The organism is Planctobacterium marinum (genome assembly GCF_020687805.1).
Classification (GTDB): domain Bacteria; phylum Pseudomonadota; class Gammaproteobacteria; order Enterobacterales; family Alteromonadaceae; genus Planctobacterium; species Planctobacterium marinum.
In genome coordinates this window covers 650,175-671,542 of sequence record NZ_JAJEWQ010000002.1, presented here as the reverse complement: position 1 = coordinate 671,542, position 21,368 = coordinate 650,175, and the positions used below count along the sequence as shown (strand labels likewise).

19 protein-coding genes and 1 pseudogene are annotated in these 21,368 nt (G+C 39.7%); 16 read left to right on the top strand and 4 right to left on the bottom strand.

Annotation, left to right across the window (positions count from 1 at the left end; all coding sequences use genetic code 11):
- Positions 1–258 precede the first annotated feature (258 nt).
- The gene (glpK, locus tag LJ740_RS08325; protein WP_229528613.1) at positions 259–1,752 is read left to right on the top strand and encodes a glycerol kinase GlpK; all 1,494 of its coding nucleotides are present in this window, start codon (positions 259–261) and stop codon (positions 1,750–1,752) included.
- Between the two features lie 103 nt (positions 1,753–1,855).
- The gene (locus tag LJ740_RS08320) at positions 1,856–2,845 is read left to right on the top strand and encodes a transglutaminase-like domain-containing protein (RefSeq protein ID WP_229528612.1); all 990 of its coding nucleotides are present in this window, start codon (positions 1,856–1,858) and stop codon (positions 2,843–2,845) included.
- Positions 2,846–2,859: 14 nt separating this feature from the next.
- Here LJ740_RS08320 and LJ740_RS08315 read toward each other — a convergent pair whose 3' ends face one another.
- Together LJ740_RS08315 and LJ740_RS08310 are read right to left on the bottom strand one after the other, a co-directional pair.
- Positions 2,860–3,768 carry a GGDEF domain-containing response regulator gene (locus tag LJ740_RS08315; protein ID WP_229528611.1) on the bottom strand — a complete coding sequence of 303 codons (909 nt, stop codon included), beginning with the start codon at positions 3,766–3,768 and terminating at the stop codon, positions 2,860–2,862.
- 23 nt (positions 3,769–3,791) lie between these two features.
- Positions 3,792–4,332: pseudogene (locus tag LJ740_RS08310) on the bottom strand (PhoH family protein); the annotation flags it as partial.
- A 111-nt stretch (positions 4,333–4,443) separates the two neighbouring features.
- Between LJ740_RS08310 and LJ740_RS08305 the strand changes: the two are divergent.
- The 9 genes from LJ740_RS08305 to LJ740_RS08265 are packed head-to-tail and all read left to right on the top strand — an operon-like array spanning position 4,444 to position 15,865.
- Entirely contained in the window at positions 4,444–7,716 is a 3,273-nt protein-coding gene (locus LJ740_RS08305; RefSeq protein ID WP_229528610.1) for a hypothetical protein, read from the top strand.
- Positions 7,706–10,075 (top strand): hypothetical protein, encoded by a 2,370-nt coding sequence (locus tag LJ740_RS08300; RefSeq protein WP_229528609.1) that lies wholly within the window; start codon positions 7,706–7,708, stop codon positions 10,073–10,075. Before LJ740_RS08305 ends, LJ740_RS08300 begins: the two co-directional genes overlap by 11 nt.
- On the top strand, positions 10,068–10,772 hold the full coding sequence (locus tag LJ740_RS08295; protein WP_229528608.1) for a hypothetical protein: 705 nt from the start codon (positions 10,068–10,070) through the stop codon (positions 10,770–10,772). Before LJ740_RS08300 ends, LJ740_RS08295 begins: the two co-directional genes overlap by 8 nt.
- A gap of 3 nt (positions 10,773–10,775) precedes the next feature.
- Positions 10,776–11,219: an RNA-binding protein gene (locus LJ740_RS08290; protein WP_229528607.1), complete on the top strand. Its 444-nt coding sequence runs from the start codon at positions 10,776–10,778 to the stop codon at positions 11,217–11,219.
- Positions 11,219–13,450: an ATP-dependent DNA helicase gene (locus tag LJ740_RS08285; RefSeq protein ID WP_229528606.1), complete on the top strand. Its 2,232-nt coding sequence runs from the start codon at positions 11,219–11,221 to the stop codon at positions 13,448–13,450. The genes LJ740_RS08290 and LJ740_RS08285 overlap by 1 nt, the downstream gene beginning before the upstream one ends.
- Positions 13,443–14,783, top strand: coding sequence for a hypothetical protein (locus LJ740_RS08280; RefSeq protein ID WP_229528605.1), 1,341 nt, complete (start codon positions 13,443–13,445; stop codon positions 14,781–14,783). Before LJ740_RS08285 ends, LJ740_RS08280 begins: the two co-directional genes overlap by 8 nt.
- Positions 14,784–14,831: 48 nt before the next feature.
- Entirely contained in the window at positions 14,832–15,209 is a 378-nt protein-coding gene (locus LJ740_RS08275) for a MerR family transcriptional regulator (RefSeq protein ID WP_229528604.1), read from the top strand.
- A 60-nt stretch (positions 15,210–15,269) separates the two neighbouring features.
- Positions 15,270–15,659, top strand: coding sequence for an organomercurial transporter MerC (gene merC / locus LJ740_RS08270; protein ID WP_229528603.1), 390 nt, complete (start codon positions 15,270–15,272; stop codon positions 15,657–15,659).
- A complete protein-coding gene (locus LJ740_RS08265; protein WP_229528602.1) occupies positions 15,647–15,865 on the top strand; it encodes a GDCCVxC domain-containing (seleno)protein in 219 nt (72 codons plus the stop codon). The genes merC and LJ740_RS08265 overlap by 13 nt, the downstream gene beginning before the upstream one ends.
- A 22-nt stretch (positions 15,866–15,887) precedes the next feature.
- Here LJ740_RS08265 and LJ740_RS08260 read toward each other — a convergent pair whose 3' ends face one another.
- Together LJ740_RS08260 and LJ740_RS08255 are read right to left on the bottom strand one after the other, a co-directional pair.
- Entirely contained in the window at positions 15,888–16,427 is a 540-nt protein-coding gene (locus LJ740_RS08260) for a manganese efflux pump MntP (protein ID WP_229528601.1), read from the bottom strand.
- 80 nt (positions 16,428–16,507) lie between these two features.
- A complete protein-coding gene (locus LJ740_RS08255) occupies positions 16,508–16,900 on the bottom strand; it encodes a Cd(II)/Pb(II)-responsive transcriptional regulator (protein ID WP_229528600.1) in 393 nt (130 codons plus the stop codon).
- Positions 16,901–16,991: 91 nt separating this feature from the next.
- Between LJ740_RS08255 and LJ740_RS08250 the strand changes: the two genes are divergently transcribed.
- The 5 genes from LJ740_RS08250 to LJ740_RS08230 all read left to right on the top strand — a co-directional run bounded on the left by LJ740_RS08250 (position 16,992) and on the right by LJ740_RS08230 (position 21,336).
- The gene (locus tag LJ740_RS08250) at positions 16,992–17,720 is read left to right on the top strand and encodes a transglutaminase-like domain-containing protein (protein ID WP_229528599.1); all 729 of its coding nucleotides are present in this window, start codon (positions 16,992–16,994) and stop codon (positions 17,718–17,720) included.
- Complete coding sequence (locus tag LJ740_RS08245) at positions 17,713–18,612, top strand: cation diffusion facilitator family transporter (RefSeq protein WP_229528598.1); 900 nt, start codon at positions 17,713–17,715, stop codon at positions 18,610–18,612. Before LJ740_RS08250 ends, LJ740_RS08245 begins: the two co-directional genes overlap by 8 nt.
- 45 nt (positions 18,613–18,657) lie before the next feature.
- The gene (locus LJ740_RS08240) at positions 18,658–19,020 is read left to right on the top strand and encodes a hypothetical protein (RefSeq protein ID WP_229528597.1); all 363 of its coding nucleotides are present in this window, start codon (positions 18,658–18,660) and stop codon (positions 19,018–19,020) included.
- A 70-nt stretch (positions 19,021–19,090) separates the two neighbouring features.
- The gene (locus LJ740_RS08235) at positions 19,091–20,419 is read left to right on the top strand and encodes a TolC family protein (RefSeq protein WP_229528596.1); all 1,329 of its coding nucleotides are present in this window, start codon (positions 19,091–19,093) and stop codon (positions 20,417–20,419) included.
- Between the two features lie 2 nt (positions 20,420–20,421).
- Positions 20,422–21,336 carry an efflux RND transporter periplasmic adaptor subunit gene (locus LJ740_RS08230; RefSeq protein ID WP_229528595.1) on the top strand — a complete coding sequence of 305 codons (915 nt, stop codon included), beginning with the start codon at positions 20,422–20,424 and terminating at the stop codon, positions 21,334–21,336.
- Positions 21,337–21,368: the final 32 nt, after the last annotated feature.

Here is a 21,368-nt window from a genome sequence, read left to right as displayed (position 1 = left end):
TTTGACGACTGATTAGTTTTTGTTCAGCTAATGAGAAAAGCGAGCTCAATTACACTATCTTTGAAAAGCGCAATTAATTTGCTGGTGAGATAGTAAAATTCCATTGTTATCCGCGCCTGAATCACGCAAAAATTGTGACCTGTAAAAAAATAAAGTAACCTAGTCTTATATCAGACATAAGATCAAATAAACCAAGGCCGCTGCGTCTGACACAGCAAACCACCCGCAGCAGGCGTTTAAACGTTGAGTGAGAAGAAAATGAGTTTTGACAATTGTATTTTAGCTATCGACCAGGGCACGACATCAACACGGGCCATCATTTTTAGCGATAAAGGAAAAATTCTCTGTAGCGCACAGGAAGAGTTCGCTCAACACTACCCCAACGATGGCTGGGTGGAACATGATCCTGAAGAAATCTGGCAAACCACGCTGAATGTCTGTAAGGCCGCGCTGCAACAAGGGCAGCAAAAGCTCACCAAGGTGGTCACAATCGGCATCACTAATCAGCGGGAAACGACACTGGTATGGGACAAACAAACCGGAAAACCCATTTACAACGCAATTGTCTGGCAAGACAGACGCACCGCGGCCATTTGTGACAATCTGCGTACAGATGCCACCTTACAACAAGTGCAGTCAAAATCCGGCCTGCTATTAGATCCCTACTTTTCTGCCACTAAAGCGGCCTGGATACTGGATAATGTCACCGGAGCAAGACAACGGGCAGAAGCCGGCGAGCTGGCTTTTGGCACCATTGACAGCTTTTTAATCTGGCGTCTGACCGGTGGTAAACAGCACGTTACCGATGTAACCAATGCCAGCAGAACCAATTTATTTAATATCCATAGCTTACAATGGGATGATGAATTGCTGTCTCTGTTTAATGTGCCTGCCGCCATGTTACCGGATGTTAAAGAGTGCGCTGACGATTTTGGTGTCACGGACCCTGCACTGTTTGGCAAGGCCATTCCCATCAATGGGGTTGCCGGCGACCAACAGGCCGCCAGTGTCGGACAATGTTGTTTTGAAACCGGCGCCATAAAAAGTACCTACGGCACCGGTTGTTTCGTATTGCTCAATACCGGTGAAAAGGTGTTGAACTCGAAAAACAACCTGCTGCCTACCGTGGCTTACCAGATAAACGGCAAGGTGCACTATGCTCTGGAAGGTTCTATTTTTATTGCCGGCGCAGCCGTACAGTGGCTCAGGGACGGTATCGGCGTTATTGAAAATGCCAGTGAAACAGAAAAAATGGCACAAACGCTGGATTATGAACACGGAGTTTATATGGTGCCCGCGTTTGCCGGGTTGGGTGCACCATACTGGGACCCATTAGCCAGAGCGGCTATCTATGGCATGACCAGAGCTACATCACCGAATCATTTTGCACGGGCGGCACTGGAGTCCGTAGCATACCAAACTTTTGATCTGCTGGAAGCGATGTCCCAAGATGGCGTCACTGCCACATCAATCAACGTAGACGGCGGTATGGTGGCCAATAATTGGGTGTGCCAGTTTATAAGCGACATTCTGAATATTGAGGTGGCTCGTCCGGAAATCATGGAAACTACGGCACTGGGTGCAGCTTACCTGGCTGGATTAAAGGCTGGCATTTACAGCTCCACAGATGCACTAACTCAAATGCACAAAATTGAGCAGGCTTTCAATCCCAATCTGGCAAAGGCTACCCGAACTAAGTTGCTTTCCGGATGGAAAGCAGCCATCCAAAGTACCTTGCAATTTTTGTATTAGTAGTCAGCGTTTTGTTACGCCTTCACAATACTTCATTTTACTGAACTTTAGTTAAATCTCGTGGAACCGATATACTATAGAAGAGTTTCACGAGGTATTTTGATTGAAAATACACATTGCATGTACACGCAAAATCAGAGCGACAGTCGGTGTTATGGCACTGATGAGTTTACTGTGTGCTTTTGCAAATGCATCGCAAACCTACTTTCACAAAGAAGAAACGCCAAATAAGGTGCACCTGAAATATCGCTGGCAGGATTTTTTTGGCACCCATCGCAGTCTCAGTTTTGAACTGGACAAGGCCCAGATAGCCACTCAGAACAAACAAAACAAGTCTTATCGCCCCGAAATAGCCCAACGCTATGTTTACATGGAGTTGCAACGCAAAGCACAAACTATCAATCCCAAAGAAGCACGGGTGAAATTCCGCTCCCGCAACAATGAACTGCAAATTGAAGTAAAAAGCCGTTCCGAACAAATGATAGAAAAGTGGACCACCGAACTGGTGGCAGAACGAGAAGCTGCATTCGACCGCTACCTGGCCATGAACTACTACAGTCGTTATGTCAGTCCCTATGGTCAGACCGGTGTAAAGCCCGACCATATTCGTTTTGTGAATGAGGCCGTCACTGCGTTATTGCCGGCTTCCCAGGCGCTATATGAATTGATGGACGATGACAGTACCTCCAGAGCTTACGTGAACATGATTCTCAGCTGGGTACAAAGTATTCCCTACAACGATCTGCAAGACCGCATGACCTCTAACGGTGCAGGTTATTTACCGCCATCGGAAGTCTTGCTTACCAACAAAGGCGACTGCGACAGCAAAGCCACACTCACCGCAGCCTTGTTGCGTTCACTGTTGCCCAATTTACACATGACCATTGTCTATTTACCCAATCACGCGCTGCTGGGTGCCAACTTGCCTCACTTTGACGGCGAAGAGAAAGTCACCGAAGGAGGGATTGATTATTTATTGTTGGATCCAACCGGGCCACAGTTGATGAAGGTTGGCGAGGTGTCAGACGAAACAGCAAGGTACATCAACAATGATATGTTTAAAGTGGAAAAGTTACCTGGTCAGATAAACTAGGTGGTGTATTGCTGTTACCCGGCAAATACCATATTGCGACCTGACTGTTTCGCCAGATATAACCGCTCATCGGCATCGTCGATGAGTTCTTTTCGCGACTGATTTTGCTCCGGCACCAAACTGGCAACCCCAACACTGATGGTAACGATATCTGCGGCACTGGAATACAGATGGGGAATTTTCAGGTTTGCTATCGCCTCGCGGGCTTTTTCGGCAATCGCCTCAGCCTGACTTTTCTCACAGTTTGGCCAGACAAATACGAATTCTTCGCCGCCGTATCTGGCCACGAAATCCCCCGCGCGGGTTGATGCTTTTGATAGTGCTTTGGCTACTGCGGTCAGACAATCATCACCAGCAGTATGCCCGTAGTTATCGTTGAACTGTTTAAAGCAATCAATGTCCACCATCGCCACTGCTATGGGGTATTCACTGCGCATGGCACGGCGCCACTCCTGCTCAAACACCTCATCAAAATAGCGCCGGTTAGGTACTTCTGTCAGGCCATCGATACTGGCTAATTGTTCTAACAGATCGGTTTTCTGCTTCAACAAAACCTGATTGCGCACCCGCGCCCGCACCAGCGCCATATTGAAAGGTTTAGTAATGTAGTCAGACGCGCCCATGGTCAACCCCAGGACTTCATCTTCATCGCTGCATTTACTGGTGGAGAAAATAACGGGCACTTTTTGTGTGCGCCGGGAGGTTTTCAGTTTACGGCAAACCTCATAACCATCCATATCCGGCATAACAATATCCAGCAGCACCGTATCAGGTACCTCCGCTTCAGCGATTTCCAGCGCTTCTATGCCTGAGCTGGCCTGCAGTATGCGGTAATCATTCTGCAGGCCATGCGCCAAAATCTCTTTGTTGATAAAGTCATCATCAACGATTAATACGGTTGGTTTACTTAAATCAGTTGTCACATATCTGCCCTGGAGCCATTAAATTACAGGTGTTCTTCAGCAAATTCCGCCAGGCGGCTGCGCACAACACCATCCAGATTAACTGTAGCACTTCCTGAAAAATTCTTAAATTTTTCCACCAGATAGGTTAATCCTGAAGTCACCGGGGTCAGATAATTACTGTCAATTTGTGCCAGGTTACCACCACAAATAAGTTTTGTACCTTCGCCACAACGGGTAATAATAGTTTTCAGTTGTGAGGCTGTCAGATTTTGCGATTCATCCAAAATCACGATGGCATTCTGAATACTTCGACCCCGCATAAAGTTTACTGATTTGAACTGAATATTGGCTTTTTCCATGATGTAATTCATGGAGCCTTTAGTGTTTTCATCGTTTTTATGCAGCACTTCCAGGCTATCGGTAATAGCCGCTAACCAGGGCGTCATTTTTTCTTCTTCGGTGCCGGGTAAAAAGCCGATAGACTCCGCGATTTCAGGTGTGCTCCGGGTTACGATAATCTTATCGTACATGTTTTTTTTCCACCACCATTTCCAACGCGGCGGCCAGGGCCAATAAGGTTTTGAGGTATTATAAATTTAAAATAGACACACCGACCGACCGGTTGAATGCTATGATTTATATACATCAATCTGTAAGTCGATACAAATTTTAAGGTATACCTAAGTTAGCCCTATGAAAAACTATAAAACTAAAAGCATCCTCAACATCGACAATACAATTTTCCAAAGTCTAGCCCAAAAAGGCAGCTTTTTACAACATTGTTTAATCAATTCTAAATGGGATGATGAAAACGAAAAAAGCTCTTCTCTTGCGCACTACAATTTACGATTAGCGATATCAAAGTTACTGCAACTGATAAATGCTGACGAAGAAGAGCACCAAGCATTAATCCATTTATTAGTGAGTAAACCAGAGACTATAACCATCACAGATCTGATCCAAGGTTACAAGTCAGTTGAGCTAGCATTAGTAAACAGTTTTCCTTTGAATAGAGCCAAAAGCTACAGCACCTCAGTCAGAAACTTTTTCAATTCATTCAGCACTCAAATAGAAAATGGTTTTAACGCATCAGAATTAGCTTATGAAACACTGCTATCAACAAATGTAGAATTTAAAAAAAATCCTAACATCAACCTATTTACCATTGATGTAAATAATAAAATAAAGTTTAACGTTATTGATCCCGACACTTTCTCAGATCTCTTTGTTAAGGATTCGGTTTTACACAATCTTTTGATCAATTTAGAAAACGCTTCAAAAGAACAGCCATTTGAATACTCCGTCATCGCAGGCTTTAAAAATGTGTTACGCGAAATTGACAAGTGGCCTGAAAATTCTGAAATAAAGATTTTGCTTAACAAACCATTAAACCTATTAACACCAACCGGAATTAACGAGGCATTAATCGATTTTGAGAAAAACTTACATAAGGCGCAGCCAAACAGAAAGTTGAATCAGCTAAGTACACTGTTTAGACAGAAACTATTTGATCATGGACTCACTGCTCCTGAGCTAAATAAAGCGAAAGATCTCTTCAAAACCAACTTCAACAGCTCAGGCCAGCTAAAATTTAAGCCACAATATACAGTAAATTGTTCGGGCGTAGATCACAGAATTGACACTTTCTTACTCGGATCTATTTTACCATCTGGAAGTGTTGGTGAATGCTGTCTAAACAAGCTAGAAGCAGACTCAACTGTTATCCCTAATGATAGCGATATGATAAAAGAGCTAGTAGAAGTCCTAATGCTGATTCAAAATGAAGGCTACAATCACGCTCGATTACTTATTGCCAAAAAGCCCGATGATTTGATTTCTTATAATGTTTCAAAGGGTTTAATAGACCTAGAGTTATTAATAACCAATCACTTCCCTGACGACAAGCTCGAAAAACTAAAACTCATTCGTGACTTTCTAAACCTATGCGAAACTCCAACTCAAAGTGGAAGGCTGCTTAAAGATTATAAGATTGATTCGACTATCAATCCAAAAGAAAAAATCAAAACAATGGCTTTTCACGGGTATTCCAAAGCTAACGGCAAAAAAAGAGATGTAACTGTTGAGTTTAACCTTACCAAACTAAAACCTTTGTTGAAATTAAACAGTGTCTTAGTCACATCTTTGAATAATTTACAAACGCACACAGCGACTACACCAATGCCTGCCACGTCTTTATCTGACATAGAGCGAACTTTGGGTTATGTCGTAGATACATCATTAGAGTCGGCACAAATCAAGCATATCCTTACCAGCCCATTGTCTGAATTAGAGCAGCGAGATTTCAGGTTAGGTTTTGCTCAGCTTGAAGACATCATCGATGAGCAAGATATACAATTAAAGGCACCTAGAAGCCAAAGTCTACGAACATTTTTAAGTAATCACGCGGGTAAAATCAACGGCCTGATTGATATAAAAAACTGTGGTTTCAAATCTCGGTTTAGCGCTTCTGAAGAGATGAATGCTCAAAAACTAATTGAGCCTGTAGATGAGAATGGCGATGTTTTACCCAGCCCTATTTTAAACCAACAACAATCGCTGTCAGAGTTAAGAAAAAATGTACAAGAGTACTTTGAAAAGCCAATTAACCAGATACTAAATGCGTGTAAGAAAGAAGTTGAATGCTATAAACAGCTTGTATCTACTTTTAACGATTACACGAAAAAAGACGAAAATGGGGTTTACATCAAAGATATCCCAGAAGAAGTTCTTGCTTTAGTTAAAAACAATCAAGTTGACGAAGGTAGAGGAATTCTAAAGTCACAAGCGAGTTCCATCCGAAAAGAATTTACAAATGAAGTTGTGATGGGGGCTTACCTTCGACATCAACTATCCATTGGCATATCAGACTCAACTTACTGCTCTCAAAAGTCTGAGTTAATCCCAACTTATGTGAAACACTGGTTTCCTAACTCAAGTACAGGTATGAGAAACTTTTTTTGGTCAGGTATATTTTTGCCGAAAAATATTCTTCTGGTGTGCTTTATCAGGTTAGTTATCAGAACCACTTGGAATAAAGATGTAATAGCTACGTTGACTCGTACAAACTTGCCTGAGCAAATGCCAGAAGGTCCTTTTGTACTTGCTGGTTTCAAAGAAAAAGTAGGTAAAGAGACTACACCTGTTACCATTGAGCCACATGAAAAAGAAATTCGTGAGGTGATCAGCTTTCTTATCCAACATCATGACAACATGGAACGAATGGGCTTTAAGCCAGAGAGTATTTGGGATACTCAGGGTTCTACAAAGCTAAATTTCCTATCGGCAGCTTTTATAGACAGGTTACGTGATCACTATACCCTTCCTTATTTTCGGATGGAGTTATTAGCCAAACATCAAATGAATCTAAGAAAAGGTATCGACGGTAGCTTGGTAAATTCGCAACGTGAACGAAATCATGCAACCAGTAGAGTTACTTCTGCTTATCTAACGCACCCTATCGCCGTGATTGAATATGAAGCCAACAATGCAGACTTCCAGCGAAAATTTGAGACAACCGTTCAGTTTAGGCATAAAGAAGCATCTATAGAGAAATACGGCTTAGATCGTAGCAACATTAACGAGGATTTGATCGTAGCACCAGCCGATCATAAAGAAGAATTGCCAGAATGGTTCATTTTAGCAGACGGTTCATCTTGCACAGATATCTTCGCTGCTGTTGATAAATCTAAGCAAGATAGCATTTGTAAAGGTCGAAAATGCCATTCAGGAGAAGGTTGCGAGTTCAATCGCGTTGAACTGGGTGTTGATGAATTTGTACAAACCCTGCGACATCAGGCTTATTACATAGCACGTGGTGAGGTGCTATTGGCAAAGCATGGTAGAGAATATTTTGATGAGTATATTGCACCTGACATGCGATTTACGTTTGGTTTAGTGAAGTATGTAGAGTTATCCAACCCTCTAATGTTCAAAGACGCTAAAGGGAGATTAGAAAATGAACAGTAATCTTAAGTACCAATTCTTAGAAGATATAACGCCGGAAGATATACTGGAAGAGCATGATTATCTGCTTTTAGAAAATGCAAAACTGTTGCAAGTTACAGATGAAAAACTCGCTATTGAAGGTACTGTTTTACATTATCACGCAAAGATAACTGGCGCAAAAGCCAATGAAACGGTACTGCAAAAAGGATCTGTAGATCTGCGAGATATATGGGTTCCCGGTGCTGCGGGATGGCAGCACCCAGTACCTATTTTGGTTTACCCTGACTATGCCAAGGCACTTGTTGAAATCATCGATATCTATGCAAACAGAGCTAAACATACGCCGACATTTGTAAAAACAGGAGTTATGTCGCAGGTTAACGTTGCAGCGCAATTCATTGAATATATGTGCTTACATGGTCATCTCGTACTAAATGGAGTAAATCAAAAGCAAATCGATAAGATGAAAGTAACGCTCAAAGAAGGTGGGATTCCAGCAACACTAGCCTTGCATGAACGAGTTAATTCATTTGTCGATTTGTTAATCGAGAATGACGAACTAGAGCCATTTTTAATCAAAGACGGTAGTACCGAAAACTCTAAAGTAACGAGTATAAGAGTACCCAAGATTGCCCAATGTATCGGTGCGGTTAGTCTTGAAAATCAAGTTCCAACTAGTGTTTACCAAAAAGTAACAGAACACCTAAAATCAAAGGGAGTTAAATTCGGTACTCGTTTCGCATCCAAAGGAGCACCCGCACCTTCTCAACCAGCCGTTAAATCTTTGAATAACTGGTTTGGTACTTGGAATAGGTTTGCAAAACTAGATAATGAAGATCGGATGCAGTTTATTCCTTTTCCTAACCCCAACCAGCTTTCTAAAAAACTAGGTAAAGTTGCTGGTCGCACAAAAAATTTGGATTTAGAGCATGTTGTTGATCTATTGGGCGGTTCGCATCTTTGGGTATATGAATACTCCTCAAAAATAATCTCATTAGTAAATGAAATTACCAGCTTAAAAAATCAATATCTTGATGAAGGGCTTCGTCCTCGAACACTGACTGAAGGTAGATTTCCAGAATTTTTAGTTAGTTCGAAAAAGGTTAAAGAGCTAGAAAAGCTTCTTGGTATTGAAATTCACAAATCGAGTTTAACTGCTTCAGATAAAGATTCTGAGGCATTCTCTGTAACCGAAATAATAACGTTATTAATGACTGCTTGTTATGTCATTTTGCAAACTTATAACGCAAGAAGGCAAGCAGAAATCCAGCACCCTCTTATTGGTATTACGGAAGAGTTCTTCCGCTGCAAAGATAAAAAATTCAATTGGTATCAAGCCTGTTTTTATAACGAGAAAAATGGTGAACGCCGTTGGTATACCACCAACAACGGTAGCACTAAAGCAATTCAGTGTTTAATCAAATTGAAAAAAGCATGGGGGGCTGTTGATGTTGACGGTTTGTTTAATGTGCCAACTTTTCGAATTGATGAACAAGGTAACTTCAAACACTATAAATATCACTTTAAAAAGGGTAAAGATTCAAAGATCACTGGCAACGCCTTCTTAAGAATGATGCTAGGTGATGCTGGAGTGGACATGTCAAGCCATCCATTCAGACGTATCTATGCCGTTATTTACCATTATCAGTACAAAAACGCAGACTTACTAGCATTATGTCACCAGCTAGGACATGTTGACCCCGAAGAAACAACTGTGTACGTGACGGAGCCTGCCGCTAGAGAAACGCATGAGCAACTTCATCATAAAACCAAGCTGACTCGAAATGAGAAAGCTGAATCAACCATAGCGATAAAAGAAGAAAATAAGGCTCTAGATAAAATCATTGCAGAAGTAGGTGTTGAAACAACGGCAAAGGATATTCTGGCTCTACTTATGGGCACCGAAGAAATGGCAGGTAAATATACTTCTTATTTGAAAAAGGTTTACCGCGTTTTACAAAAGAGTGTCAGGTTCAACAACTATACAAAAGACAAGTACGGTAAAGGCTTTAGCGAATTACCTGACGAAGAAAAAAGTAATGAAATGGCTCAAGTGCTTGATGCTAGGGGTCATAAACACAAGCCTAAACCCCATGCTACCTGCCATAAAAAAGAAGGAGAAGCTGAGAAGCATAAAGCGCCTTGTGAGCCATCCACATGTAAAGGCTGTGCATACCAAGAAGTAAAGCGAACTCAACTTAATATCATGAAAGAAGACTTAATTGCACTTAAGGCAGTCCAAGCTGATTATTTGACGCTCCCCGTTGAACGTATGCGAGCTAAGGAACAAAGCGTCAATTTAGAGATTTTAATTGAAAGCCATGAACGCACAATGAAAAGAAGTAAGAGTATTTTCAAAGGGGAACAACCTAATGGCTAAGACAAATCAAAACCGAGATCCTCAACAAAAAGAAGCCTTTGAGCGCATTGAAAAAAAAGTGGAAATACTTGAAAAATGGGCAAACGAAGGCATCCCCTTTGTATTGGTTAATGGTAACAAGCAGGTTGATGACAAAGGAAAATATGTCCTTGAATTCTTCCCTACCAGCCCTACAGGACTTAGAAAGTGGAACGGTAAACAAAACAGTAAGGAAGTTGTTAAGCAATATGATATTCCGCCATATACAACATCTGCAAAGTCTCTGGATGCAATACCAACGAGCTTAAAGCTAAGAATCTATGGCGATAAAAATAAACTAAACATTTGGGAAAGACTGAAGTTTAAGGCGAAGCTTCAAAGCAGCACTACAGAAAAGAATGCTCTTCAAGAGCTAGAGGAAGAGCTAAAAATATCTGAAGCTAATCATCAGGGATTAGCGTATGAATTAATTGAACTTCGAGTAACTAACAAACAATTGGAAGAAGAAAACAGCACGTTAGAAAACCAGATTGAAAGTGTCCGCTTGTCTATAAAATCACAGCTTGATCTCAAGAAAAAACAACTTAAGCAGTCTGAGCTAAAGAGCAAGCAGCTCAGCATCGAAAATGCAAAGCTGAAAAAGCTTTTAGACGAACATGGTATCGACTACGACAATGCTGACGAGAGCACCTCTATTATTGATTTTCCGGGGAAGTAAATCATGGTGAATAAGCGCAGAAAATCTTCTCAGGATATCGGTAAACAGAATGCTAAAAAGATAGCAGATTGGGTAAATACTTCGCCTATTACCCCTTTGTATCAAGGTCGGGTTAACAAGACTCAAATTTTCAAAATGCATAATGTGCCTAAATCAACGCTTGATACGAATGAAGATCTACAAAAGTTATTTGATCCTGATGGCCCAATAGAAAAGCTAGTACGAGAACAAAAAGGGCTTGCGATTGAACTGTCTGATGATGTTGAAGAAGAAAATTCAGCAAAAGAAAATGTAGAAAATACGGTTTCCAATAGTGAGCTTGAATTGAAAATTAAAGCATTAGAGGCCCAGCTTAACTCAATTCATTTAGATCTAGCTTCAGAAGAGTTTTTGTTGGCGACAGGTCGGTATATTCCAAAGCTTTACTTGGATGATGGTGAGGTGTAATGCAAATAAGCAATATATCGTTTCACGAAGATGTTAAGCAATTAACAGGCGTAGTCACTTTAGTCCGGCATCATACACAAGATAAACGCGGTGTTTCATCTATATTTTTATTAAAGGTTGCACGTGAAAAAGTAGTCGTTAAGGCTGAATTCGGTGCGATTACGTCAATCCCACAAACCGGAGAAATCTGGAGAGTGACTGGTGATTATTCCTTTGATAAAGAATATGGCTCACAATTCATTGTTGATGAGGCTGTAAAGCAGCACCCTAACGCAGAAATTTCAACAGGTGTTCTTTGTGATTTTCTTATCTACAACGCTCATTTTGTCGGTATAAATAGCTATTGGACCAAGAAACTTAAGGTCGCTTTTGGTGAAAGTTTATTTGCAGTTTTACAAAGTTACTCAGCTAAAAAGTTATCTAACTGTAAAAAGCTAAAAATCTCACCAGTTATGGCTCAAAATCTTTGTGATGGCTGGGCTAAGGCTGTTGGTGAAAGTGAATTAAATCTATTTTTTGGACGACACAAATTACCAGTTGAGTATGTTGAAACGACTCGTCAGCTATTAGGACATGACGCAAGTAGCCTGATAAAAAAGAATCCATATCTGCTCTATCCTATAGCCTCTGTAAATGCTGCAAAGCGGACATGGAAATCACTAGACAAAAAATTAAGAGCTAATTTTGATATCAAATTAAACGATAAGCGCAGAGCTATTTCGTTTATTGAATCAATACTGTATTCGTCATTCAGTAATAACGGTGATATGGCACTGCCTGCTAATGAAGTCAAAGCTGAGCTGAATGAGGCTGGTATTGTATTTGATATAAATGAAATTGAAGAAAGCGCTTTTCAAACGCTTTGCTTCAACGAACAAAATGACACTATACAAATCTTAGGTTATCAGGCGATTGAGAAGGCAATTAACACATTGCTTCACAAGCGTTTATCTATGACAAAGCTGCTATTTGATACAAATTCATTGGCGTTTGACGAAACGTTATCAGTACTAGAAAACAATAATATTGAGCTAAACCCTCTCCAGTTACAGGCATTAGGTAATGCCTTTAATCAGCCTGTTTCTTTTATTGTCGGGGAAGCTGGAACAGGAAAGTCTTTGCTTTCCCAGATCATCATTGATGTATGCCTTAATAATGCTATTAACGTTTGGAAAGTTAATTCAGTTGTTCGTAATGAAGACAATATACTGCCTAATTTAAAGGGAGATTCTATTAATCGCTTCATTTCACAGGCAAAAAAGCGAAACCTGAAAGGCGCATTGTCTGGGGCACTAATACTGATAGAAAATTCAAATTCAGTTGATATATTAACCTTGTATAAACTATTAAAGCTTATACCTCTTAACGCTCACATTTGTTTCATTGGTGACAAGTTTAAATTACCGCCTATAGGTCCGGGATCGTTTTTCAAACAGGCTGTTGAATTAAAAGGTGAAGCCCTAACAGAGTTAATTGAAGTGAACGTTGCCGAGTCCCAGTCTGATATCCAACGGCTGTATAGCTCTTTAATTGGTAGCGCTGCATCATCAGTATTTGATGCTATTCCTGCATTTGACGTGTCAGAAGAGCAAAGCCTAAGTATTTACCATACTGAAGATAAATCTCACGAGATGCTTAGTACCATTACGACCAATATTTGGTTCGAATTGGCTTCAATGTTAAGTGATGTAACTAAGATCATTTGTTCTAGTCCACAATTGTGTGGTGACATAAATTCTCAAGTTCAGCGGATTCGTTTTGACCGGAAAAAAGTAGCAAAGCTAGAAATTGGTGAATCTGTTTTTTACGCAGGGGAACCAATTATTTTTGCTAAACCTAATAAATTTATTGATGTATCGGTTGGTACGTTGGCAAACATAATAGAAGTTTACGAAAAGCCTGTCGTTGCATATGGACGTGAGTGCTGGATGAAGGTAAACATAGGCGGTGATTGTATCGATTTGTCTATAGAAGGTATTGAAAGCATTGCTCTTTGCTATGCAATTACGGCGCACAAGGTTCAGGGTAATCAATTTAATCATTCCTTAGTTATTTTGGATAATTTCTATTTGATTGATAAATCATGGCTTTACACATGTATAAACGCATCTAAAGAGTCGATGTTATTTGTCGGCAATAGGAGTCAATTAGTCAACACGGTTGATGCCACAGAGTTTAGCGCTAAAAGACATTGTGGTGTTCCGCTTAAACTGGAGGTTTCAGATGAGTAACGGTATTACTGAAACAAAGGTACGCTATGATCGTCGAGATCATTATGTTTACCAAGATATAAGCGGAGAGGTTCTTTGGGGACCGACAGATTTTATCATTGAACTAGATAGAGATCCCAAAACTATACGCACTTACCGAAAGGCTATCAGACGATTATTTAAATTCTTAAACTCCGGCAAACATAAACTAAGCTGGCTCGAAATGAATGACTCATGTATGAGGGAATTTAGAGCATTCTGTTTAAATGAAACAACGGCAGATTCACGCTACAGAGGTAATGAAAACGTTGCCAAGCAAACGGTCAACAGCGATTTTTTGATGCCAATCTATAACTTTTATCATTGGGTACAAAAGCAAGGTACATATCACCCCAATATTCTTGGTTTTGATCCGGCCAATAAGTTTTCATATCAGATAACATCATCATTACTGTTGAAAGAAATCGCCGTATCTAGAAATGAAAAGCCAAACAATAATTCACTTTATCCAGAATTATTCAGAGATAGTGATACCAGAAGCCGAAACAGAAAAGACGCAAGTGAGTATGAATTAGAAGAGCTAAATAATTTCATAGTTAATGAATATCAGGGCTATGAGCGAGCGTCACTATTGCTAATTGCGCAGATCATGAATGAAACGGGTAGCCGCCCGATTTCGGTTAGTAGCTATCGTAGGCTTCAATTTTCTAAAGAAATCATCGAAAGAGAGTTCTTCCTCAACAAGCAAGATAGTTTATCAATTGTTCCAAAGCTGGCTAAACAAGGAAATACTATGCCAGTGAGCTTTAGATTCTCTACAGTGCTCGCTGTCAGGAATTTCATTGAGAATGATTTGGAAGAGTTTCTCACCAACATTGATACTGGCAACTACGATGGTCATTTGTTCATAGACCCCAACAACTTTAAACCATTAACGGCGGAAAATATCAGCAAGATCTTCAGTGAAATCACCACAGAACTTGGCTGGCCTAAAGGTAAATCGATTTATTCATTACGCCATAAATTTTCTGGAGATAGTCTTGATAAACATTTGGACGCTGCAATAGAGCTAGGCTTTAGTGCTAATGAAACCGCAATTGCACTTCAGATGGAAAAAGAGATGACCCATCGTAGCTCCGGCTCTCTAGAAGACTATATTTCGAGTCGTAAAAGAACGATGCAACAAACTGATTCATTTAAAAAGTCGTTAAAGATTAACGAACTAGAATCTGACAAAACTCGCCTTGAGCTAGAAAGGCAAAAAGCAATAGAAAATGCAGAACAAAAAGATGCAGAGAATCAAGAATTGTTATTGGAAATTGAAAAGTTAAAAGCGAAGTTAACAACACAATGAAATTAATAACATTTGTTACATACAGCAAATTATTTAAGGGGGCTGCAAATGAAAACCATAGGTAAGCTTGCCAAAGAACTAAACATTAGCGTTGAAACTATCCGCTTTTATGAGCGCCAAGGTTTAATAGAACAGCCACCAAAACCAGAATCAGGTTATCGAAAGTATGACGAAACTCATGCCAGTCAACTCAAATTTATTCTGAAAGCTAAAGCATTAGGGTTTACGCTGAAAGAAATTGGCTCGCTCATGTCAATAAGTGGCAATTGCGCTGATATTGAGTCGATGGGGTTGCAAAAACTTAATCTCATTCGTAATAAAATTGCTGATTTACAGCGATTAGAGAAAGTAATTCAAGATATGACAGATTCTTGCAAGGCCAATCAAAACCCTCAATCCTGCCCAATTATAAATTCACTTAAATAACTATTGACCCCGTACTTATGTACGGAGTTTATACTACCCTAAAAATTGAGGTAGATAGTTATGTTCAATAAAATTCTAGATAAAGTAGGTTCTGGTGGCGTTTGGCTAGCCGCCCTTAGTTGCACAGCATGTTTTCCCGCGCTCGGCTCATTGGCATCTGCTCTTGGGTTAGGCTTTCTTTCACATTTTGAAGGAATAGCGGTAAACACCTTATTGCCATTATTTGCCTCACTAGCGTTGTTAGTTAATTTATACAATTGGTATCAAAATCGAGATTCATTGAGAGGAGTTTTGAGTGTCATTGGCCCAATTGCAGTATTGCTGACCCTTTATCCGTTATGGCAATACGACTGGAGTACTTACTTATTTTACTTTGGGATCATTTGGATGGTCGTAATGTCTATTTTAGATATTGTTAAGCCCATTAAGGAACCAGTATGCAAGATATAGAATTAGAATCTAAGATAACTTGTCCTGAATGTGGATTTAGCAAAGTTGAAACCATGCCTACAAACGCTTGCCAATGGTATTACGAATGCGAAAACTGTAAAGCACTACTTAAACCGTTAAAAGGTGATTGTTGCGTTTATTGCTCTTATGGAACAGTTAAGTGTCCTCCTATTCAAGAAGGCAATGCATGTTGCTCAGGTAAGTAGCCTAGTATTCGGTGGTTCTGTGTCAACCAAGTAATATCTTAAATGCGATTGCGGTTAACACTAAACCACCAAATAGTTCAGCTTTAGATTCCAGCCATACGCCACTTCTTTCGCCGATATTCACACCAATCCAGCTAAAGGCAAACGTCGTGACGCCTATTATCAAGCAAGCTAAGAATATATCTACTTCAAGCAAAGTGATTGCATAACCTGCGGCCATAGCATCAATACTAGTAGCAATGGCGAGAACAAGTAGCACTCGATGAGTAACTTTCGCAATATCTTCTTCAATTCCTTCGGATAGGGACTCATAAATCATTTTGCCACCGATAAATACTAGCAAAATAAAAGCTATCCAAGGTGCATAATCTTCAACCCAAGATGATAACCCTTTGCCGCTGTAATAGCCTAGAATAGGCATGAATCCTTGGAACAAACCAAAATAAATTGCAGCCTTTATTCTCAATAATATGGCATTCACAACCTTCTTTGAGCCTAAACCTATCGACACGGCAAATGCATCCATACTCAATGCAATTGCTAAAATAACTACTTCAATCAAATATAAAAACCTTAAAACTGATTTTCTTTGATTGTTTCATATATTTCGGCATATCGTTCAATTTGATTTTTATTTAAAGGTTATGAGTTTAAAGAAGTCATTATGCCGCAAGCTTCAACTGTGTTGCCAGTTAATGAACAGGCTTTCTTCATTAACTGAAGCTCGGATTTCAACGCGTTCAATTCCTTAATTCGCTTGTTGACCATTTTAAGTTGATTTGTAATTAAGTTATTGATTGAAGAGCAGCTTTCTTCAGGTTTGTTTTTAAGTTCAAGTAGGGTTTTTATATCTGATAGTGGAATATCAAGGCTTCGGCAGTGTTTTACAAACTCTAACTCTTGAAGAGCTTTTTCATCATATAGTCTAAAGTTTCCTTCGCTCCGGTTAGGTAACTTTAGCAACCCTTCTTTTTCGTAATACCTAATTGTTTGTATTGAGCAACCAGAAACCTTAGATAGTTGACCTATTTTCATTATTTTAATACCCCCTACTTGACCCTATAGTAACTATAGAGTCTATAGTGTTACCAAGTAAAGCGAATTAACATCATTTAGGAAGGTAAATATGAACAACAATTATTTATCAACAACAAAGATCCTTAACTTTAATGAAGATAGTATTCAGCGCTTGATTAAAGAAAAAAGCTGGCTAAATCTAGATGATTTCAACAAGATCGGAGCTGCTTACACCTTTGTCAAAGATGAGATTCAGTTCGGTTACAACCGCAGCGATGACATATCCGCAAGTGAAGTTTTAGCTGATGGCTATGGGCAGTGTAATACCAAAGGAAACTTGTTGATGGCTCTATTACGGGCAATTGGTATTCAGTGTCGTTTTCATGGTTTTACGATTGATCAACAACTTCAGAAAGGGGCAATTCCTTCTTATGTATTTTGGTTAGCCCCTAAATACATTATCCATAGCTGGGTAGAAGTGCTCTATGAAGGTAAGTGGATCAATTTAGAAGGCTTCATTCTCGACGAAGCTTATCTAAGTTCAATTCAATCCAAATTCAATCAAGCTAAAGATAGTTTTTGCGGTTATGGAATAGCTACTACCTGCATAAGTAACCCAGAGACGAACTGGGTTGGTAAAGATACTTATATTCAAAAAGAAGGCATACACGATGACTTTGGCCTATATGATTCACCCGATGAATTCTATGCTGAACGAGGAACCAATCTGACGGGTGTAAAACGTTGGGCGTACCAAAACTTTATCCGTCATATCATTAATTGGAATGTACAAAGGCTTAGAGGAAAAAATGTAAACGCCGAGGCTCAACATGCATAGCCACTCTCACGGTCATGATCACTCTCACCATGATGAGGACGCTTCGAGACGCATTGGCTGGGCTTTTTTTCTAAACCTCATGTTTACCATCATCGAATTTATCGGAGGTTGGTTAACCAATAGTACGGCAATCATGGCAGATGCTATCCATGATTTAGGAGATAGCATTTCCATAGGCACCGCATGGGGATTAAATAAGCTCAGTAACAAACCTGCCTCTAGCCAGTTCTCATACGGTTACAAACGCTTTTCATTGCTTGGCGCATTGATTAACGGTTTGGTATTAACTGTTGGTTCTGTTTTTATACTAATTGAGGCTATACCAAGATTAGCTAACCCCGAAATGCCTCAAGTCGAAGGAATGCTCTTATTAGCTATTTTTGGCATGGTGGTAAACGGTTACGCTGCCTATAAGCTAAGTCATGGAAAGACCCTAAATGAACGAGTTTTAAACTGGCACTTGCTTGAAGACGTTTTAGGTTGGATAGCTATTTTTATCGTATCAATAGTATTGATGTTTGTTGAGTGGCCTATACTCGACCCTATTTTATCGATTTGTTTTACTCTTTTTATTTTATTTAATGTTGTAAGAACATTGAAATCGACGCTCATGCTGTTCTTGCAAGCAACACCAGATATTAAGCTTATTGAAAATATTAAATCGAAAATAGTTTCTAAAGCCATTGTGGGTGAAGTACATCACTTACACATCTGGTCACTTGATGGTGAACACAACGTTTTAACCGCCCATATTGTTTTAAACACTGAAATATCTAACGAAGAACTGAAATCGTACAAACTAGAATTACAGCATGAGCTTAAAGAGTTTGATTTTGCTCATACAACAATTGAAATAGAGTTCATAGACGAGCAATGTCGTGACGCAAGCTAAACAATAGTGTTAACATTGACATAACTAAGAGATAGTTGAAACGAAATGAATATTAAACAATTTCCTGCATACATCATGATAGTGCTGATATTACTTCAGTCATTTTCTGCTGTGGCAAAAGTTGCTGATGTTCATATTGTTGATTCCGAGCATATAAAAACCGAGCATGTTCATGCTTTAGATGACCATATTTCTTCTGAACAATTAATACAATCATCAGCAGATAATGATCAACATAACCCCGCTGATTGTCATCATTGCGGACACTGCAATGGCTCGCATGTACAGTTTGCTACGCATATTTACATCAGTAGAAACATTGATTTCAAATCAAGTCAGGTACTTGATTATTTAAAAGTAGTCATTGAAGCTCTCCCTTCCAGATTACTTCGACCTCCCAAAAGTTAGTCCTTTTATTTAATTGGCGCGTTAGGCGGTGAAGCCAACGCTCGTTTCAAAAAAATAAACAGGACAAAATATGAATATGTCTTATTTAAAGGCTCCCGTACTTGCTTGGAAGAAAGTAAAACGGTTGCTTATGTTGTCATTTTTAGTGACAACCAATAACGCAGTTGCAAACGACTTATCCGTTGATTTAGTTTCATTATCAGAGGCGATACAACGAACACTTGCAAACAACCCTCAGCTAACAGCTTTTGAATACAAACAAAAACGCTTAGACGGCGAGTTAGCTACCGCAGGATTAAAACCTGAATATAACATCAGTGTTGAATTGGAAAACTTTGCAGGTACAGGTGATGTATCTGGAATAAACGACGCTGAATTAACATTATCAATATCTTCCGTGGTGGAATTGGGAGATAAGGTAAATAGCAGAAAGTTTTATGTTAATGCCCAACAGCAAGCTATAGCGGTTGATAAAAGAATACAAACACTCGATATTTTGGGTGAAGTAGCAACACGCTATATCGATGTTTTGACCTTACAACAAGTCATGCTTGTCAATGAAAATGCAGAAAAGCTAGCAAGAGAAACCTACCAAACGGTCTCCAAAAAAGTTCGTGTTGGTTCAGCACCGTCATCAGAGCAAAAACGAGCTGATGCAGCTTTAGCAACAGCTAGATTAAAGACACTAACCATTGCCAAGCAGTTAGAGGCTAGTATTCGTAAGTTGGCTATTCTGTGGGGTGAGCAATCACCGCAATTCTCTCGCGTATCAGGCGATTTATTTGCATTTCCCAAAACAATATCGCTTGAATACATCATGGCTCAACTTTCTCAAAGCCCTCATATATTAGCTTATGCAGAGCAATCGAGGATTCAGCAAGCTCAATTACAATCAATCAATGCACAAAGCCAAGCTAATATAACGTGGAGCGCAGGTATTAAAAGACTTGAAGGTAGCAATGACACTGCGTTGGTTGCAGGGTTTAGCGTCCCTCTATTTACGAGTGATAGAAACAGAGGCAATTATCAATCTCAAAAAGCAAGACTTGATGAAGTTGAGCAGCAAAAGAAAGCCAGTGAGCGAGCAATTTATAGCCAATTGGCGACATTATATGCGGCTCAAGAAGAGGCTCGCCTTACAGTTGAAACCTTACAAACCAATATAATTCCACCACAAGAAAGTGCTTTGTCATTAGTTCAAAAAGCCTATTCGGACGGGCGATTTAGTTATTTGGAGCTTGTTTCAGTTCAAAAAGAGCTTATTGAGATGCAATATGCGCTTATTTTTGCCGCAAGTGAGGTTCACAAACAAAGCGCCGCCATCGAGTCCTTATCAGGCATTCCATTAATTTCTTCCGGCAATACAGAAAGCCAACTTTCAAGCTTTATTGAGAATTAATCATGAAAAAGAAAAAAATATTAAATTCACCAATCAGCCTTTTCAAATTAGTGCTTGTTGCTGTAGTTGGTTTCACCTCCATCACGACTTCAGCCAGTGAAGAACACGAAGATGAATTTGTGTCCATGTCTGCTGAAATGGCTAAACAAAATGGCATTGAAACAGTAGCAGCAACTAGCGGTGTTATTCGTAACGAAGAAGTTGTATATGGAAAAATCGTTGCCGATCCAGCATCACTTGCACATGTTAACGCGAGATTCGATGGTGTTATTAAGGAAGTAAAAGTTAATCTCGGAGAAGAGGTTAAAAAAGGTGAAACGTTGGTCGTCATTGAATCCAATGAAAGCTTAAATCAATATTCGATAAAAGCACCAATGTCTGGACGTATAGTCGCTAGGCAGGCAAATATTGGCGAACTTACAAATGGTGAAAACTTGCTGACAATAGCCAACTTTGACGTGATTTGGGCACAGCTATCTGTATTTCCTACTCAGCTTAGTAAAATTAACACTAACCAGCAGGTGCTAATCCAAAGCACTGAATTTAATCAAAGTGCGCAAATTAGCTATTTAACACCATCACTAAACAACAAGCCTTATTCGTTGGCATTTGTAAAGTTAGGTAACAAAACTAATAACTGGCCGCTTGGCACTGTAATTAAAGGTGCGGTTACGACCAGTCAACACTCTGCTCCAGTTGTTGTGCCAAAAGAAGCCATTCAAGAGTTTGAAGGTAATGATGTTGTTTTTATTAAAGAAGGCAATGAATACCACCCTAGCGCCGTAAAAACTGGCGCTTCAGACGCTATCAATATTGCTATCATCGACGGTTTGAACGTCGGCGAAAGTGTGGTTGTAAAGAACAGTTATCTGCTAGTTGCTGATCTAAAAAAATCGGAGGCTGGGCATGAACACTAAACTCCGACCTTTTTATCCACTTCATATTGGCT

Excerpts from the sequence above, each read along its gene's own strand:
- glpK (WP_229528613.1), top strand. The coding sequence starts at position 259 with ATGAGTTTTGACAATTGTATTTTAGCTATCGACCAGGGCACGACATCA.
- LJ740_RS08305 (WP_229528610.1), top strand. The coding sequence starts at position 4,444 with ATGAAAAACTATAAAACTAAAAGCATCCTCAACATCGACAATACAATT.
- LJ740_RS08300 (WP_229528609.1), top strand. The coding sequence starts at position 7,706 with ATGAACAGTAATCTTAAGTACCAATTCTTAGAAGATATAACGCCGGAA.
- LJ740_RS08295 (WP_229528608.1), top strand. The coding sequence starts at position 10,068 with ATGGCTAAGACAAATCAAAACCGAGATCCTCAACAAAAAGAAGCCTTT.
- LJ740_RS08290 (WP_229528607.1), top strand. The coding sequence starts at position 10,776 with ATGGTGAATAAGCGCAGAAAATCTTCTCAGGATATCGGTAAACAGAAT.
- LJ740_RS08285 (WP_229528606.1), top strand. The coding sequence starts at position 11,219 with ATGCAAATAAGCAATATATCGTTTCACGAAGATGTTAAGCAATTAACA.
- LJ740_RS08280 (WP_229528605.1), top strand. The coding sequence starts at position 13,443 with ATGAGTAACGGTATTACTGAAACAAAGGTACGCTATGATCGTCGAGAT.
- LJ740_RS08275 (WP_229528604.1), top strand. The coding sequence starts at position 14,832 with ATGAAAACCATAGGTAAGCTTGCCAAAGAACTAAACATTAGCGTTGAA.
- merC (WP_229528603.1), top strand. The coding sequence starts at position 15,270 with ATGTTCAATAAAATTCTAGATAAAGTAGGTTCTGGTGGCGTTTGGCTA.
- LJ740_RS08265 (WP_229528602.1), top strand. The coding sequence starts at position 15,647 with ATGCAAGATATAGAATTAGAATCTAAGATAACTTGTCCTGAATGTGGA.
- LJ740_RS08255 (WP_229528600.1), bottom strand. The coding sequence starts at position 16,900 with ATGAAAATAGGTCAACTATCTAAGGTTTCTGGTTGCTCAATACAAACA.
- LJ740_RS08250 (WP_229528599.1), top strand. The coding sequence starts at position 16,992 with ATGAACAACAATTATTTATCAACAACAAAGATCCTTAACTTTAATGAA.
- LJ740_RS08245 (WP_229528598.1), top strand. The coding sequence starts at position 17,713 with ATGCATAGCCACTCTCACGGTCATGATCACTCTCACCATGATGAGGAC.
- LJ740_RS08240 (WP_229528597.1), top strand. The coding sequence starts at position 18,658 with ATGAATATTAAACAATTTCCTGCATACATCATGATAGTGCTGATATTA.
- LJ740_RS08235 (WP_229528596.1), top strand. The coding sequence starts at position 19,091 with ATGAATATGTCTTATTTAAAGGCTCCCGTACTTGCTTGGAAGAAAGTA.
- LJ740_RS08230 (WP_229528595.1), top strand. The coding sequence starts at position 20,422 with ATGAAAAAGAAAAAAATATTAAATTCACCAATCAGCCTTTTCAAATTA.